This is a genomic window from Mannheimia granulomatis (assembly GCF_011455695.1).
GTDB lineage: Bacteria > Pseudomonadota > Gammaproteobacteria > Enterobacterales > Pasteurellaceae > Mannheimia > Mannheimia granulomatis_A.
Window position 1 is genome coordinate 380,352 of record NZ_CP015030.1, and the last position, 15,642, is coordinate 395,993.

Below are 15,642 nucleotides of genomic sequence, written 5' to 3' on the forward strand. Positions count from 1 at the left end.
GTAATATTTTTCAATTTTTTTGCAAAAAAGGCTTGCAAGGGTTTTATTTTTCCCTATAATACGCACCACACAACGACGCACTGTTGTGAACGGTTTGTTTAGATTGCAGTGCGTCGTTTTATTTTGTTCTTTAAAAATTTATCAGACAATCTGTGTGGGCACTTGTTGATTGACTTGATTTAAAAATATTTTTTTAATTTTGAAGTCTTAATAGATGCTTAACTAGAAATTCATTACTTTCTTTTAACTTAACATTGAGTTGAGTGTAAATTTGAAAGTGCGATTTTATGTCAGTACATATTGAGCGATTAAACTTTTTGAATTGAAGAGTTTGATCATGGCTCAGATTGAACGCTGGCGGCAGGCTTAACACATGCAAGTCGAACGGTAGCACAAGGGAGCTTGCTCCCTGGGTGACGAGTGGCGGACGGGTGAGTAATGCTTGGGAATCTGGCTTATGGAGGGGGATAACTACTGGAAACGGTAGCTAATACCGCGTAATGTCTGTGGACTAAAGGGTGGGACCATTTGGCCACCTGCCATAAGATGAGCCCAAGTGGGATTAGGTAGTTGGTGAGGTAAAGGCTCACCAAGCCCGCGATCTCTAGCTGGTCTGAGAGGATGACCAGCCACACTGGAACTGAGACACGGTCCAGACTCCTACGGGAGGCAGCAGTGGGGAATATTGCACAATGGGGGGAACCCTGATGCAGCCATGCCGCGTGAATGAAGAAGGCCTTCGGGTTGTAAAGTTCTTTCGGTAGCGAGGAAGGTGATTGTTTTAATAGAACAATCAATTGACGTTAACTACAGAAGAAGCACCGGCTAACTCCGTGCCAGCAGCCGCGGTAATACGGGGGGTGCGAGCGTTAATCGGAATAACTGGGCGTAAAGGGCACGCAGGCGGACTTTTAAGTGAGGTGTGAAATCCCCGGGCTTAACCTGGGAATTGCATTTCAGACTGGGAGTCTAGAGTACTTTAGGGAGGGGTAGAATTCCACGTGTAGCGGTGAAATGCGTAGAGATGTGGAGGAATACCGAAGGCGAAGGCAGCCCCTTGGGAATGTACTGACGCTCATGTGCGAAAGCGTGGGGAGCAAACAGGATTAGATACCCTGGTAGTCCACGCCGTAAACGCTGTCGATTTGGGGATTGGGGTTTAACTCTGGTGCCCGTAGCTAACGTGATAAATCGACCGCCTGGGGAGTACGGCCGCAAGGTTAAAACTCAAATGAATTGACGGGGGCCCGCACAAGCGGTGGAGCATGTGGTTTAATTCGATGCAACGCGAAGAACCTTACCTACTCTTGACATCCAAAGAAGCTTGCAGAGATGCGAGTGTGCCTTCGGGAACTTTGAGACAGGTGCTGCATGGCTGTCGTCAGCTCGTGTTGTGAAATGTTGGGTTAAGTCCCGCAACGAGCGCAACCCTTATCCTTTGTTGCCAGCGATTCGGTCGGGAACTCAAAGGAGACTGCCGGTGATAAACCGGAGGAAGGTGGGGATGACGTCAAGTCATCATGGCCCTTACGAGTAGGGCTACACACGTGCTACAATGGCGTATACAGAGGGCGGCGACCCAGCGATGGTGAGCGAATCTCAGAAAGTACGTCTAAGTCCGGATTGGAGTCTGCAACTCGACTCCATGAAGTCGGAATCGCTAGTAATCGCAAATCAGAATGTTGCGGTGAATACGTTCCCGGGCCTTGTACACACCGCCCGTCACACCATGGGAGTGGGTTGTACCAGAAGTAGATAGCTTAACCGCAAGGGGGGCGTTTACCACGGTATGATTCATGACTGGGGTGAAGTCGTAACAAGGTAACCGTAGGGGAACCTGCGGTTGGATCACCTCCTTACCAAAAATCAAGGGTGAAGCTAAGCGAGAGCGAAGTGGAGCTGTAACGACAGCAAGTGTTCACACAGATTGTTTGATAGATGAAAGTAGAAGACAAAACCGAAGGTCATCCGTTGGGTCTGTAGCTCAGGTGGTTAGAGCGCACCCCTGATAAGGGTGAGGTCGGTGGTTCAAGTCCACTCAGACCCACCACTCAGAAGGCAAGCGAAAGCGAAGCGACTATGAGTGAAGAAAACGGAAGATGAAATTGGGGATATAGCTCAGCTGGGAGAGCGCCTGCCTTGCACGCAGGAGGTCAGCGGTTCGATCCCGCTTATCTCCACCAATCATCATACCTAAGGTTGCAAGCGGTTGAATTAAAGCAAAAAATTGCAAAATTCAACAGAAAATAAACCGCTTGTTGTTTTAGGTATGATGATAGGCGAAAGCCATTGTCTTAATGTTCTTTAAAAAATTGGAAACAAGCTGAAAAACTGAGAGATTTTCGAAAGAAAGTCTGAGTAGTTGAAGTCTTGAGTGAACAAAAGCACTCAAGCAAGTTGTTAATTTAGCAACCGAGAAAAAAACATTTGAGGTTGTATAGTTAAGTGACTAAGCGCACAAGGTGGATGCCTTGGCAATCAGAGGCGAAGAAGGACGTGCTAATCTGCGAAAAGCTTGGATGAGTCGATAAGAGGCGTTTAATCCAAGATGTCCGAATGGGGAAACCCAGTAGGTGAAGAACCTACTATCATTTACTGAATACATAGGTAAATGAGGCAAACCGGGAGAACTGAAACATCTAAGTACCCCGAGGAAAAGAAATCAACCGAGATTTCGTTAGTAGCGGCGAGCGAACGCGAAAGAGCCAGTTAGTGATAGCAGTTTTGTTAGAGGAATGAGCTGGGAAGCTCAACCACAGAGGGTGATAGTCCCGTACTCGAAAACATTATTGTGGTACTAGGCTAACAACAAGTAGGGCGGGACACGTGATATCCTGTTTGAAGATGGGGGGACCATCCTCCAAGGCTAAATACTCCTGATTGACCGATAGTGAACCAGTACTGTGAAGGAAAGGCGAAAAGAACCCCGGCGAGGGGAGTGAAATAGAACCTGAAACCTTGTGCGTACAAGCAGTGGGAGCAGACTTGTTCTGTGACTGCGTACCTTTTGTATAATGGGTCAGCGACTTATATTTTGTAGCAAGGTTAACTGAATAAGGGAGCCGTAGGGAAACCGAGTCTTAACTGGGCGTTTGAGTTGCAAGGTATAGACCCGAAACCCGGTGATCTAGCCATGGGCAGGTTGAAGATTGGGTAACACTAATTGGAGGACCGAACCGACTAATGTTGAAAAATTAGCGGATGACTTGTGGCTGGGGGTGAAAGGCCAATCAAACCGGGAGATAGCTGGTTCTCCCCGAAATCTATTTAGGTAGAGCCTTGAGCGGACACCTTCGGGGGTAGAGCACTGTTTCGGCTAGGGGTCCATCCCGGATTACCAACCCGATGCAAACTGCGAATACCGAAGAGTGATACTCAGGAGACACACGGTGGGTGCTAACGTCCATCGTGGAGAGGGAAACAACCCAGACCGCCAGCTAAGGTCCCCAAGTACTAGTTAAGTGGGAAACGAAGTGGGAAGGCTTAGACAGCTAGGATGTTGGCTTAGAAGCAGCCATCATTTAAAGAAAGCGTAATAGCTCACTAGTCGAGTCGGCCTGCGCGGAAGATGTAACGGGGCTAAAACTAGTCACCGAAGCTGCGGCATCAGACGAAAGTCTGTTGGGTAGGGGAGCGTTCTGTAAGCGGAAGAAGGTGAATCGAGAGGTTTGCTGGACGTATCAGAAGTGCGAATGCTGACATAAGTAACGATAAAACGAGTGAAAAACTCGTTCGCCGGAAGACCAAGGGTTCCTGTCCAACGTTAATCGGGGCAGGGTGAGTCGGCCCCTAAGGCGAGGCTGAAAAGCGTAGTCGATGGGAAACGGGTTAATATTCCCGTACTTGGTGTAATTGCGATGTGGGGACGGAGAAGGTTAGGTTATCAGGGTGTTGGATATCCCTGTTTAAGCCGGTAGGTGGAGCGTTTAGGCAAATCCGGACGCTTTTAACACCGAGAAGTGATGACGAGGCTCTACGGAGCTGAAGTAACCGATACCACGCTTCCAGGAAAAGCCACTAAGCTTCAGATTACACTAAACCGTACTATAAACCGACACAGGTGGTCAGGTAGAGAATACTCAGGCGCTTGAGAGAACTCGGGTGAAGGAACTAGGCAAAATAGCACCGTAACTTCGGGAGAAGGTGCGCCGGCGTAGATTGTAGTCCCTCGCGGACGAAGGTTGAACCGGTCGAAGATACCAGCTGGCTGCAACTGTTTATTAAAAACACAGCACTCTGCAAACACGAAAGTGGACGTATAGGGTGTGATGCCTGCCCGGTGCTGGAAGGTTAATTGATGGTGTTATCGAAAGAGAAGCTCCTGATCGAAGCCCCAGTAAACGGCGGCCGTAACTATAACGGTCCTAAGGTAGCGAAATTCCTTGTCGGGTAAGTTCCGACCTGCACGAATGGCATAATGATGGCCAGGCTGTCTCCACCCGAGACTCAGTGAAATTGAAATCGCCGTGAAGATGCGGTGTACCCGCGGCTAGACGGAAAGACCCCGTGAACCTTTACTATAGCTTGACACTGAACATTGAATTTTGATGTGTAGGATAGGTGGGAGCCTTTGAAGCATGAACGCTAGTTTGTGTGGAGGCGTCCTTGAAATACCACCCTTTAACGTTTGATGTTCTAACGAAGCGCCCTAATCGGGTGTTCGGACAGTGTCTGGTGGGTAGTTTGACTGGGGCGGTCTCCTCCCAAAGAGTAACGGAGGAGCACGAAGGTTTGCTAATCACGGTCGGACATCGTGAGGTTAGTGCAATGGTATAAGCAAGCTTAACTGCGAGACAGACAAGTCGAGCAGGTGCGAAAGCAGGTCATAGTGATCCGGTGGTTCTGAATGGAAGGGCCATCGCTCAACGGATAAAAGGTACTCCGGGGATAACAGGCTGATACCGCCCAAGAGTTCATATCGACGGCGGTGTTTGGCACCTCGATGTCGGCTCATCACATCCTGGGGCTGAAGTAGGTCCCAAGGGTATGGCTGTTCGCCATTTAAAGTGGTACGCGAGCTGGGTTTAGAACGTCGTGAGACAGTTCGGTCCCTATCTGCCGTGGGCGTTGGAGAATTGATTGGGGCTGCTCCTAGTACGAGAGGACCGGAGTGGACGCACCCCTGGTGTTCCGGTTGTGTCGCCAGACGCATTGCCGGGTAGCTATGTGCGGAAGAGATAAGTGCTGAAAGCATCTAAGCACGAAACTTGCCAAGAGATGAGTTCTCCCCGACTATAAGTCGGTAAGGGTTGTTGAAGACTACGACGTAGATAGGTGTGGTGTGTAAGCGTTGCGAGACGTTGAGCTAACACATACTAATTGCCCGAGAGGCTTAACTATACAACGCTCAAGTGTTTTTAGTGAAAGGGTTGAGAAATTAACAAAACAAAACGAAAAGACGGAAATTAAGAATCAGTAACAGCTTGTTTCGAATGAAAGGCGAAAGCCGAAGAAAGTAAAGAACGAAAGAACAATTTGGAAAGACAAAGATAAAAAGAAAGACGAAGAAAGTCTGAATCATCGAAGATTTTCCTGATGTCGATAGTGCTGTGGTGCCACCTGATTCCATTCCGAACTCAGAAGTGAAACGCAGTGACGCCGATGGTAGTGTGTGGATTCCGCATGTGAGAGTAGGGCAACATCAGGGCTTAATTAGAGGACCCCGAGCTTAGCGATAGGCTTGGGGTTTTTGTTTTGGGGTTTTAGAGGAAATTGGAATAAAAGATAATAGCTTAAGGGCAAAAGGATGAGTGTTTGCTAGGTAGTAATAAGTTGTAAAAAGTTATTATATAATTGTGTTTCTATTTTCTCGACTGGCATCGATTTAATTTCTGCAATTTTCTTCACAACAGCTAAAAGTTGCTCAACGATATCAACTCTGCTAAACCCTTCATACTGCCAAGGAGCATCTGTTTCTATAAGAAGGCGTTCGAGGGAGAAATATTCGGCAACTCTTTGAGTTTTAGGATTGTACAGAATATCTGGAGTAAGGCTGACAAAATAATGGGTGCTCAATAGCTTTTCAAGCATTTCATCATTGGCTTTAAACCAGTGAAATTGAGCTTTATTTATATTGTGTTTACTCAGCAGCTCAAGGGCGATATCAGTATCTTCGTAGACGATATGCAAATTTAGAGGTAAATTATACCGCTTGCTGAGAAGGATAAAGTGCTCAAGTAAGGTAATATAAGGTGCGTAATCTAGTTGTGGGGTTTCCCGTTTAAGATAGTGTGGTAAACCAACTTCGCCTAAAGCGGTTAATTTTGTATGATTTTTTGCAATCCAATCAAACAACTCAGCTTGTTCTGTTTCAGAGGGTAGAGGCTGTTCAGGGTGGAAACCGGCAGCGATATGAAGTTTAGGAAACTGCTCTTTAAGTGTTAAAAGGCGTTTACAACTGGCTAAATCTGTTGCTACAGCAAGCAGACTATTAAGTTGAGCTGTTTGAAGAATAGAGTGGATTTCATCATCTGAAAATTGATCTAAGTGAATATGGCTATCATAAAGCATATCTTCTTCCTGCTAATCCTTTCTTTAGGGGTATATTCCTTACATATTTCACCCCGTAAATCCCAATAAATAAGGGCGAATATAATATTCGCCCCATATTTTTATAAACCTGCTCCAGCTCTTAATGCTTCTGCTTTATCTGTTTTTTCCCAAGGGAAATGTTCACGGCCAAAGTGACCATAAGCAGCAGTTTCACGATAAATCGGTTTAATTAAATCTAACATCTTGATTAAACCATAAGGGCGTAAGTCAAAGTTTTGGTAGATTAATTTAACAAGCGTTTCATTGCTTACTTTACCTGTGCCGAAAGTTTCCACCATAATTGAGGTTGGGTCTGCCACGCCGATAGCATAAGAAAGTTGGATTTCACAACGATCAGCTAAACCTGCAGCAACAATGTTTTTAGCAACATAACGAGCAGCATAAGCAGCAGAGCGGTCTACTTTTGATGGGTCTTTACCCGAAAATGCACCACCACCGTGGCGAGCTGCACCACCGTAAGTATCAACAATGATTTTACGACCAGTTAAACCACAGTCGCCCATTGGGCCACCGATCACGAAGCGGCCTGTTGGGTTGATGAAGTATTTGGTATTTTGGCTTAACCATTCGCTTGGTAGAACAGGTTTAATGATCTCTTCCATCACCCCTTCAATTAAATCTTTTTGGGAAATATGTTCCGCATGCTGGGTAGAAAGCACCACTGCATCAATACCAATAATTTTGTTGTTTTCATAGGCGAAGGTTAATTGGCTTTTCGCATCTGGGCGTAACCAGTCTAATTTACCTGATTTACGAACGATCGCTTGTTGCTCCATTAAACGGTGAGCATAGGTAATCGGTGCAGGCATTAATACTTCCGTTTCATTGGTTGCATAGCCGAACATAATACCTTGGTCACCGGCACCTTGTTCAAGTGGGTCGGCGCGATCAACACCTTGGTTGATATCCGGAGATTGTTTGCCAATTGCATTTAAGACCGCACAAGAGTGAGCATCAAAGCCCATATCTGAGTGGGTGTAGCCAATATCGCAGATTACTTGACGGGTTAAATTTTCAATATCTACCCACGCTGATGTCGTAATTTCACCGCCGACCAACGCCATACCGGTTTTTACATAAGTCTCACACGCTACACGTGCTTTCGGGTCTTGTTTTAAAATTTCGTCTAACACCGCATCTGAAATTTGGTCTGCGATTTTATCCGGATGCCCTTCTGATACTGACTCAGAAGTAAATAAATTAATAGCCATTAATTATTCCTCGTTAATTTAAAATAATAACAAGCGGTCGTTTTTTGCAAAACTTTTGTGTATTTCAACCGCTTGTCTAAAATCTGTTTGGAAGTATTTCCGTCTAGACGTCTATAATATATTTTTTGAGCTTTTTAGGCAAATGGTATTTTGCTATTTGCTCAAATAACGCCTTAATCCTACAAGAGCATTTTTCGCATCTTCCACGCCTAAATCATACATAGTTTGTAGCCTGTCGAGGTTCTTTTCCAAGCGGCTGATTTTCATTGTTTTGCTTGGGCGAATAACAAAAATCTCTTGTTTTTCATTAAGTTGAATTACCTCTTCAACCGCCTGATTATATTCCGCATAACGGTTTTCCCAACGCTCGATTAATTTCGGATATTTTTGATAAAACCATTTAAACAGCCACATTGAGCTTGGCTTTTTACGATATTCTAATGGGCGGGTGAGGACGACAATAATTTTATCGTATCCCATTGCCTGGAGTTTTTGATAAGGAATACTATCTGAAATGCCTCCGTCTAAATATTTTTTACCATCAATTTCCACAATTTTTGAAACAATAGGCATGGCTGAGGTGGCACGAAAAGCTTCCATCTGCTCAAAGGCATTATTGATTTTCACGTATTCAGGTTCACCTGTTTCTATGTTGGTTACGGTTACCCAGAAATCAGTATTTGATTGCTGAAAAGTTTCTTGATCGAAAGGATCAAGGGTGAACGGTAATTCATAGAAGGCAAAGTCTCGATTAATGATATTTCCTGTTGTAAGTAAGCTACTTATGCTCATATATCTTTTATCGTGCAGATATTTTTTGTTATATCTTAAGGCCCTTCCTTTTTGTTTCGAGGGCAAATTTACGCCAAATAATGCTCCGGCGGAAACACCAATTATGCCATCAATATGAATATTTTCTTCTAAGAAAACATCTAACACACCTGCAGTGAAAATGCCCCGTAAGCCACCGCCTTCAAGCACCAATCCGATTTTCATATAATTTCCCCCGTAATTTGTGTATTATAACCCGAATTTTCGCTAAAGGAGATCACATGGCAATGCAGAATTTATCCATTTTTTATTGGATCAACTTTCACCGATTTCGGGCTTGCGTTCAAAAAAGATGTTTGGTGACTATTGCCTGTTTTTTGGTGAGAAAATTGTGGCCATTATTAACAAAGATTATCGAATTTTTGTCAAAGCCAATGCCGAGACCTTGCCGCTGTTTTTAGCGGAAAATGCCGAGCAATTTAGTTATTTTGCCAAAGGTAAAATAAATAAAATGCACTATTGGACAATTCCCGAATACGCAGTAGAAGATTCAGACGAATTGAAAAAATGGATTCGTTTGGGTTTACAAGCGGTCTGATTTTGCAAAAAATTTGCAAAATATCACCGCTTGCTGTTGGAATCCGAGAGTTTTATATTCAACGAGATATTAAATAAATGAAAATGAATCAGCAAAAAATTGTATCCCTTATTGTGTTGGTCGTGCTGGCGATTATTTCCTACTTTTTTAACGATTCGGGGAAAAAAGAGTCGCCTAGAACAACGAAACAGCCACAAACACAACAAAGCACTCAGTCGGCAAATTCGTCTTTAGGCAATTACGATGTTCAGATGAAAAATGACCGCTTGAAGCAAAATGTTGTCGATACCGATTATTACACCCTTGCACTTTCGTGGTCGCCGGCGTTTTGCCAAAAACAGAGACGTAATAACAATGGTAAAGTACCACAGCATTTGAAATATCAATGTGACGGTCGCCAAGAATTCGGCTGGGTCATTCACGGTTTGTGGCCACAGAGTGAGGAAGCCCGTAGTGTGGAAGATCACCCGCGTTATTGTCAGGGTGATTTGCCGATGGTTGAGGAAAATACGATTAAAAAATATTTGCCGGAATCCCCGGGGGCTACGCTTTTGCAAGGCGAATGGGAAAAACATGGCGCTTGTGCCTTTAATCAAGCTGAGGATTATTTCAGTAAGCAAAAATCACTTTATAACGAGCTGACTTTGCCTGATTTTGAGATGTCAAAATCAGAGTTGTTTAAGTGGATAAAAGCCAATAATCCGCAATTAAGAGATGTTTATTTAAGTGGTGGCAAAGATGAATTCTATATTTGCTATAACAAACAATGGCAGCCGATGGATTGCCCGCGTTAATGTCTGATCTTCGTCAACTGAAAATGCAGGTTCAACGTCAGCTTAAGCGTGATCTGGAGCGTGCCAATACCTATTTCAATAAAACTTTTACACAACCCACCGTCAGCTATGCGGTGCGTGGTGTAAAAGCCGGTGTTGCCTATTTGGAGCGTGATGAAGTTCGCTTCAATCCTGTTTTATTACAGGAAAACGGATTAGAGTTTATTAGCCAAGTAGTGCCGCACGAGCTTGCCCATATTTTGGTTTATCAACATTTTGGGCGAGTGCAATCGCATGGTAAAGAATGGAAAATGATGATGGAAACCGTCTTGGGTGTACCGGCTGAAATCTATCATTGTTTCGATGTTCAAAGCGTGCAGCAGCAATTTAGCTATCAATGTGCTTGCCAAACTCACCAACTGTCTATTCGCAGACATAATGCAGTGATGCGTAATAAGCGAAGTTATATTTGCCGTTTGTGTAAAACAAAGCTTCATTTTTCTGGTTAGGCGTCTTCTTAATTTGCAAAAAATTACCAAATATAGACCGCTTGTTATTTATTTTTCGGCCTAAAAAGTAATAATCTTACTAATTTACTAGACATTATTCTTTTCGCGCATACAATGCATTTTAGTATCTAAATTTTAATCTTAACTTTACATTTTCGGAGTATTTTTATGGAAACTATTGTTATTGTAGGCGGTGGTGCAGGTGGATTGGAGCTTGCAACCTATTTGGGTAATAAGCTAGGGCGTAAGCAGAAAGCAAAAGTCATTTTAATTGATCGTAATGCAACCCATTTATGGAAGCCTTTATTGCATGAGGTAGCAACAGGAACCTTAGATGAAGGTACGGATGCATTAAGTTATCGGGCTCATGCAAAAAATCACGGTTTTGAATTTCAACAAGGTACTTTAGTTGCAGTAGATAGAGAAAATAAATCGGTTTCTCTTGCTCCAATTTATAACGATCATAACCAGTTATTAGTGAAAGAACGTAATATCCGTTATGATAAATTGGTGATTGCAATCGGGAGTAAATCAAATGATTTTGGCACCAAAGGTGTGGCGGAAAACTGTATTTTCCTTGATAGTTCAGAACAGGCGAAAGCTTTCCAAAAACGTCTGATGGAGCTGTTTTTACATTTCTCTCATAGTGAAGATAAAGATGTAAAAATCGCAATTGTTGGCGGTGGGGCAACCGGTATTGAGTTATCGGCAGAGCTTTATAATGTAGCGAAGAATTTAAACTCTTACGGGTTTGGTAAATTAAATCGCGCAAGCTTAAAAGTAACGTTAGTTGAAGCAGGTCCACGCCTTATTCCTGCTTTACCGGAAAGAGTTTCTATTTCTGCTTTCCATGAATTGAAAAAAGCCGGCGTAGATGTACGTTTGGGAACAATGATTACAGAGGCTCGCCTTGATGGATTAATGACCCGTTTAGGTGAGAAAATTGAAGCTGATATTATGGTGTGGGCAGCAGGTGTAAAAGCCCCTGAAATCACTCGAGAATTTGGCTTTGAGACTAATCGCTTAAATCAAATTGAAGTTAAAGATACCTTGCAAACTACGGTGGATGATTCGGTATTTGTGATTGGAGATTGTGCAGCCTTAATACAAGACGGTAAACCAATTCCGCCACGAGCTCAAGCCGCACACCAAATGGCAAGCCAATGTGGAAAAAATATTGTGGCTCTAATTGAAGGTAAAGAGATGAAACCGTTCAAATTTAAAGATAAGGGATCGCTACTTTCATTCTCAAAATTTGGTACTGTGGGTAATTTAATGGGAAATCTGGTCAGTGGAGATATGTTTATTGAAGGTAAAATTGCCCGCCTTGCTTACTTGTCGCTTTACCGAATGCATCAAGTTGCTTTACACGGCTGTGTAAAAACCGGCTTGATTGTATTAGTTGGGCAGATTAACCGATTCTTAAGACCAACGATGAAGTTACATTAAATTCTAATTTAATCGCAATTATCGTGGCTACGATAATCAATAAAAACCGCTTGTTTGATGTTGTGATTTACATCTTACAAGCGGTTATTTTTTCACTTAATTTTGCAATTAGTTGATATTATTTAGCCAGTTTGATTTCGGCTAACCATTTATCGACTAAGCGTTTACCTTCTTCACTTGAACCAGCTTTTTTATAGTCAATTTTAATAAACTCTAATGCATCTGCTTTAGTCGATTGCGGTGCAACTTCGGCATTTACATTAGTTGGTGTTTGGTATACGCCATGTTGTCTCCATGGGATTTCTTGGGCTTCTTTAGACAGCACCCAATCCATAAACAGTTTTGCATTTTCTAAGTTGCGAGCATTTTTTAAAATACTTACCCCACCTAAGGCATAGCCTACTTTGCCTTGTGGGATAACCGCTTCCACTGGTGCGCCTTTCTCTTTTTCAGTGGCATAACTATGCACAAATCCAACGGTAACTGCACTTTCACCACGGGCTAAATTACTAGTGACTAAAGTACTTTTTACATATTGAGAAATGTTGTTGTCTAGCTTTTTCAAATAATCAAAGGCTTTTTCTTCTCCCCATAAAGTCGAGAGGGTGGTAATTAGAGTATAGGTTGTGCCTGAGCTTCGAGGATCGGGCAGTTGTACTTCGCCTTTTAAGCGAGGATCAAGCAAATCTTCCCATGTTTTTGGAGTAGGTAAGCCGAGATTAGCCAATTTCTCACTGTTTACGCCAAAACCAAGTACTAACATATAAATGATAGAGGTGAATTTTCCTTGTTCGCTTTCAACTAAAGATTTAAATTGAGGTAAGATTTCCGCTTGGAGTGGTGAACGATAATCTTCTAGTAAGCCTAACTCACCAGCTTGAAAGTGAGGTTCAATAGTACCACCAAACCAAATATCTGCTTGTGGGTTGGCGGATTCTGCTTTGATTTTACCAAAAATAGTACCTGTTCCACCGTGGATAAACTGAGTTTCCACATTGTATTTCTGTGAAAATTGTTTGGTTATATCTTCACATACATTATTTTGTACCGAGCAGTAAACGGTTAAACGACCTTCTGCTTGTGCGGTATTAGCAGATAATAAAGTAGTGGCAAAGCCTAAACTGAATAATAAAGATTTTAATGTAAAGGATTTCATGATTTCCCCGAATAATATAAACAAAATAGATAGACGAAGTCTATCATTTCAGACCAAGAGTGGAAATAATTACAAACGATAAAATACGCTCAAAGAATCTAATTCTAGCCTATTATTTCAATGAGTTTCGGCTATCTTGCAAATTTTAAAACAAAAATGACCGCTTGTTTTGTATTGTAAGCGATCATTTTTAGCTATTTTTTACAAAATTAAATTGCTAATTCAAAAGCATAAAAGGCGACTAAGATTACAGCAATCATAACAGTGCCGACATTGAGTTTTCTAGCTTCTCCTGAAATTAGGCGACCGATCACAAGAGTTGCAAAACCTAACATAATACCTGTTACGATATTAGCAGTTAATACAATAAATACTGCACAAACTAAGCCTGACATTGCACCTACGAAATCACTAAAATCTAATTTAGATACATTACTTAGCATTAATAAACCCACATACATCAAAGCAGGGGCGGTTGCATAACTTGGTACTAAGAAAGCAAGTGGTTGGAAAAACAGCATAAATAAGAAGCCGATACCGACCACCACTGCAGTTAAGCCCGTTTTGCCGCCTACTGCAGTGCCGGCTGCTGATTCAATATACACTGCAGCGGGAGCCGTGCCAAATAAGCCGGATAAAATTGAGCCGAATGAGTCTGATGTTAGAGCTTTATCACCATTGATTATCTGCCCGTCTTTATCTAATAAATTTGCTTGTCCTGCAACGGCTCGAATTGTGCCTGTTGCATCAAAAATAGCGGTCATTACTAGGGCGAATACAACAGGTAAAATCGCCGTATTTAATGCTCCCATAATATCTAGATTTAAGAATTGGGAATTTTCTCCAAAACTTGGCATTTTGAAAAAGCCTGAATATTTTACATTTGGATCAAAGATTAAACCAACAATCGTGATAGCAATAATCACCCATAAAATACTTCCTTTTACTTTAAGTTTTTCTAAGCCGATAATTGCAGCCAAGCCGATTAAAGACATTAAAACAGGGAATGAGGTGAAATCACCTAGTTTGACTGGAATATCCATCCCACTATTAATCACTAATTTTACGTTGGTGGCAGCGATAATAAGCAGGAATAAGCCAATGCCAATACCGGCACCATGTGCAATACTGCTTGGTAAATTACGCAGAATCCAAGTTCGAATGCCTGTTGCAGAAATGATGGTAAAAACAACCCCCATTAAGAAGATAGCACCTAAGGCAACGGGGATAGAAACTTGCTGCCCTAGAACCAGGCTGAATGCGGTAAAGGCGGTAAGAGAAATGGCACATCCGATTGCCATAGGGGCATTAGCCCATAATCCGATTAAAATTGAACCAAGTCCGGAAACTAAACAAGTTGCAATAAATACAGATTCTGCAGGAAACCCAGCTTGGCTTAACATTCCCGGTACAACAATTACAGAATAAACCATTGCTAAGAATGTCGTTAAACCGGCAATCACTTCTTGACGAACGTTTGAACCACGTTCTTCAAATTTAAATAAGGACATAGAAACCTCAAAAGAGAAATAGAGAAAATTTTGGAAGCTGAATTTTACAGAAATCCGAAAGATTTAGCAAACGTTTGCGTACCTTAAAAAATAAAAGCAAGAATAAATCCTGCTTTTATATTAGTAATGTTAGTAATCAATAAATGAATCTTGATCTGCCCCTTCTTTTTCAACAGTAGGTTGAAGCATATGTTCACGCTTCAAGCCAAGTTGCAAGGCAACACCGATTGCAATATAAATAGATGAATAAGTACCAAAACCAATACCAATCAATAATGCAAGGGAGAAGCTATGTAATGTTGGACCTCCTAAATAGAAGAGTGCCAATACTACGAATAAAGTAGTCACCGAAGTCATTAAAGTACGGGAAAGTGTTTGGCTTAAAGAAATATCAATAATTTCAATAGAGCTTGCCCGACGAATTTTGACAAAGTTTTCTCGTACACGGTCGAATACGACGATAGAGTCATTTAGTGAGTAGCCTACCACAGATAAAATAGCAGCCACAAAGGTAAGATCAATTTCAATCTGTAGGAATGAAAAGATACCAATGGTTACTAATACATCGTGGAAAAGGGCCACAATACCACCTACCGCTAAGCGCCATTCAAAGCGAGTGCCTACGTAAATTAATAGCATCGCGAGAGTGGCAAGGGTCGCATAGATTGCCCCTTGAGTAAGCTCTTCGCCCACATTAGGTCCAACAAACTCAATGCTTTTGATAACGGCATTTGGATCTAATTTTTGATGGATCATATCCATCACTTGATTACCTACGGACATATCACCCGCATTAGCAGACAAGCGAATCATCAGATCTTTTTGGCTACCGGTTGTTTGTACTAATGCACTACCATAACCGCTGTTTTCAAGCTCAGAACGTAGCTTAGCTAAATCTGCAGGTTGCGAGAATTGTGTTTCAATAACTGTACCACCGGTGAAGTCTAGCCCCCAGTTAAATCCTTTTGTTACAATTGTGAAAATACATAGTGCAGTCACAATTAATGAGAAAACAAAACCAACATAGCGGTATCTCATAAAAGGAATCAGTTTATAAGGCAGCTTAATGTCTGCTACATCTTTTGTTACATTTTCAATAGCCATTTATTCCA

The 15,642-nt window shown here is 42.3% G+C and carries 10 protein-coding genes, 2 tRNA genes and 3 rRNA genes; 9 read left to right on the forward strand and 6 right to left on the reverse strand.

What is annotated here, in order from left to right; all coding sequences use genetic code 11:
- The first annotated feature begins 319 nt into the window (after positions 1–319).
- From A4G16_RS01825 to rrf, 5 genes are all read left to right on the forward strand, one after another.
- A 16S ribosomal RNA gene (locus A4G16_RS01825) occupies positions 320–1,859 on the forward strand.
- Positions 1,860–1,973: 114 nt separating this feature from the next.
- Positions 1,974–2,050 (forward strand) — tRNA-Ile (locus A4G16_RS01830).
- Positions 2,051–2,107: 57 nt separating this feature from the next.
- Positions 2,108–2,183 (forward strand) — tRNA-Ala (locus tag A4G16_RS01835).
- Positions 2,184–2,439: 256 nt separating this feature from the next.
- Positions 2,440–5,340, forward strand: a 23S ribosomal RNA gene (locus A4G16_RS01840).
- Between the two features lie 191 nt (positions 5,341–5,531).
- Positions 5,532–5,647 (forward strand): 5S ribosomal RNA (gene rrf / locus A4G16_RS01845).
- Together the 16S, 23S and 5S rRNA genes with 2 tRNA genes alongside form the textbook arrangement of a ribosomal RNA operon.
- A 110-nt stretch (positions 5,648–5,757) precedes the next feature.
- Here rrf and A4G16_RS01850 read toward each other — a convergent pair.
- The 3 genes from A4G16_RS01850 to A4G16_RS01860 form a co-directional block, all read right to left on the reverse strand.
- Entirely contained in the window at positions 5,758–6,510 is a 753-nt protein-coding gene (locus A4G16_RS01850) for a TatD family hydrolase (RefSeq protein WP_165888452.1), read from the reverse strand.
- A gap of 101 nt (positions 6,511–6,611) precedes the next feature.
- Positions 6,612–7,763 (reverse strand): methionine adenosyltransferase, encoded by a 1,152-nt coding sequence (gene metK, locus A4G16_RS01855; protein ID WP_165888453.1) that lies wholly within the window; start codon positions 7,761–7,763, stop codon positions 6,612–6,614.
- A gap of 153 nt (positions 7,764–7,916) precedes the next feature.
- Entirely contained in the window at positions 7,917–8,759 is an 843-nt protein-coding gene (locus tag A4G16_RS01860; protein WP_165888454.1) for a patatin-like phospholipase family protein, read from the reverse strand.
- 85 nt (positions 8,760–8,844) lie between these two features.
- Here A4G16_RS01860 and A4G16_RS01865 point away from each other — a divergent pair, with 85 nt between their 5' ends.
- The 4 genes from A4G16_RS01865 (at position 8,845) to A4G16_RS01880 (ending at position 11,863) form a co-directional block, all read left to right on the forward strand.
- On the forward strand, positions 8,845–9,132 hold the full coding sequence (locus A4G16_RS01865; protein ID WP_257792997.1) for a TfoX/Sxy family protein: 288 nt from the start codon (positions 8,845–8,847) through the stop codon (positions 9,130–9,132).
- Between the two features lie 83 nt (positions 9,133–9,215).
- Complete coding sequence (locus A4G16_RS01870) at positions 9,216–9,926, forward strand: ribonuclease T2 family protein (RefSeq protein ID WP_165888455.1); 711 nt, start codon at positions 9,216–9,218, stop codon at positions 9,924–9,926.
- The gene (locus A4G16_RS01875) at positions 9,926–10,414 is read left to right on the forward strand and encodes a SprT family zinc-dependent metalloprotease (protein ID WP_165888456.1); all 489 of its coding nucleotides are present in this window, start codon (positions 9,926–9,928) and stop codon (positions 10,412–10,414) included. Before A4G16_RS01870 ends, A4G16_RS01875 begins: the two co-directional genes overlap by 1 nt.
- Positions 10,415–10,582: 168 nt before the next feature.
- A complete protein-coding gene (locus tag A4G16_RS01880) occupies positions 10,583–11,863 on the forward strand; it encodes an NAD(P)/FAD-dependent oxidoreductase (protein ID WP_165888457.1) in 1,281 nt (426 codons plus the stop codon).
- 118 nt (positions 11,864–11,981) lie between these two features.
- On the opposite strand, the gene A4G16_RS01885 is transcribed toward A4G16_RS01880, so the two are convergent.
- The 3 genes from A4G16_RS01885 to secF form a co-directional block, all read right to left on the reverse strand.
- A complete protein-coding gene (locus A4G16_RS01885; RefSeq protein WP_165888458.1) occupies positions 11,982–13,019 on the reverse strand; it encodes an ABC transporter substrate-binding protein in 1,038 nt (345 codons plus the stop codon).
- 209 nt (positions 13,020–13,228) lie between these two features.
- On the reverse strand, positions 13,229–14,530 hold the full coding sequence (locus A4G16_RS01890; protein ID WP_165888459.1) for an NCS2 family permease: 1,302 nt from the start codon (positions 14,528–14,530) through the stop codon (positions 13,229–13,231).
- A gap of 129 nt (positions 14,531–14,659) precedes the next feature.
- Entirely contained in the window at positions 14,660–15,634 is a 975-nt protein-coding gene (secF, locus tag A4G16_RS01895; protein WP_165888460.1) for a protein translocase subunit SecF, read from the reverse strand.
- Between the last annotated feature and the right edge of the window lie 8 nt (positions 15,635–15,642).

Coding starts and splice junctions, on each gene's coding strand:
- A4G16_RS01880 (WP_165888457.1), top strand. CDS start 10,583: ATGGAAACTATTGTTATTGTAGGCGGTGGTGCAGGTGGATTGGAGCTT.
- secF (WP_165888460.1), bottom strand. CDS start 15,634: ATGGCTATTGAAAATGTAACAAAAGATGTAGCAGACATTAAGCTGCCT.
- A4G16_RS01850 (WP_165888452.1), bottom strand. CDS start 6,510: ATGCTTTATGATAGCCATATTCACTTAGATCAATTTTCAGATGATGAA.
- A4G16_RS01890 (WP_165888459.1), bottom strand. CDS start 14,530: ATGTCCTTATTTAAATTTGAAGAACGTGGTTCAAACGTTCGTCAAGAA.
- A4G16_RS01875 (WP_165888456.1), top strand. CDS start 9,926: ATGTCTGATCTTCGTCAACTGAAAATGCAGGTTCAACGTCAGCTTAAG.
- A4G16_RS01870 (WP_165888455.1), top strand. CDS start 9,216: ATGAATCAGCAAAAAATTGTATCCCTTATTGTGTTGGTCGTGCTGGCG.
- A4G16_RS01885 (WP_165888458.1), bottom strand. CDS start 13,019: ATGAAATCCTTTACATTAAAATCTTTATTATTCAGTTTAGGCTTTGCC.
- A4G16_RS01860 (WP_165888454.1), bottom strand. CDS start 8,759: ATGAAAATCGGATTGGTGCTTGAAGGCGGTGGCTTACGGGGCATTTTC.
- metK (WP_165888453.1), bottom strand. CDS start 7,763: ATGGCTATTAATTTATTTACTTCTGAGTCAGTATCAGAAGGGCATCCG.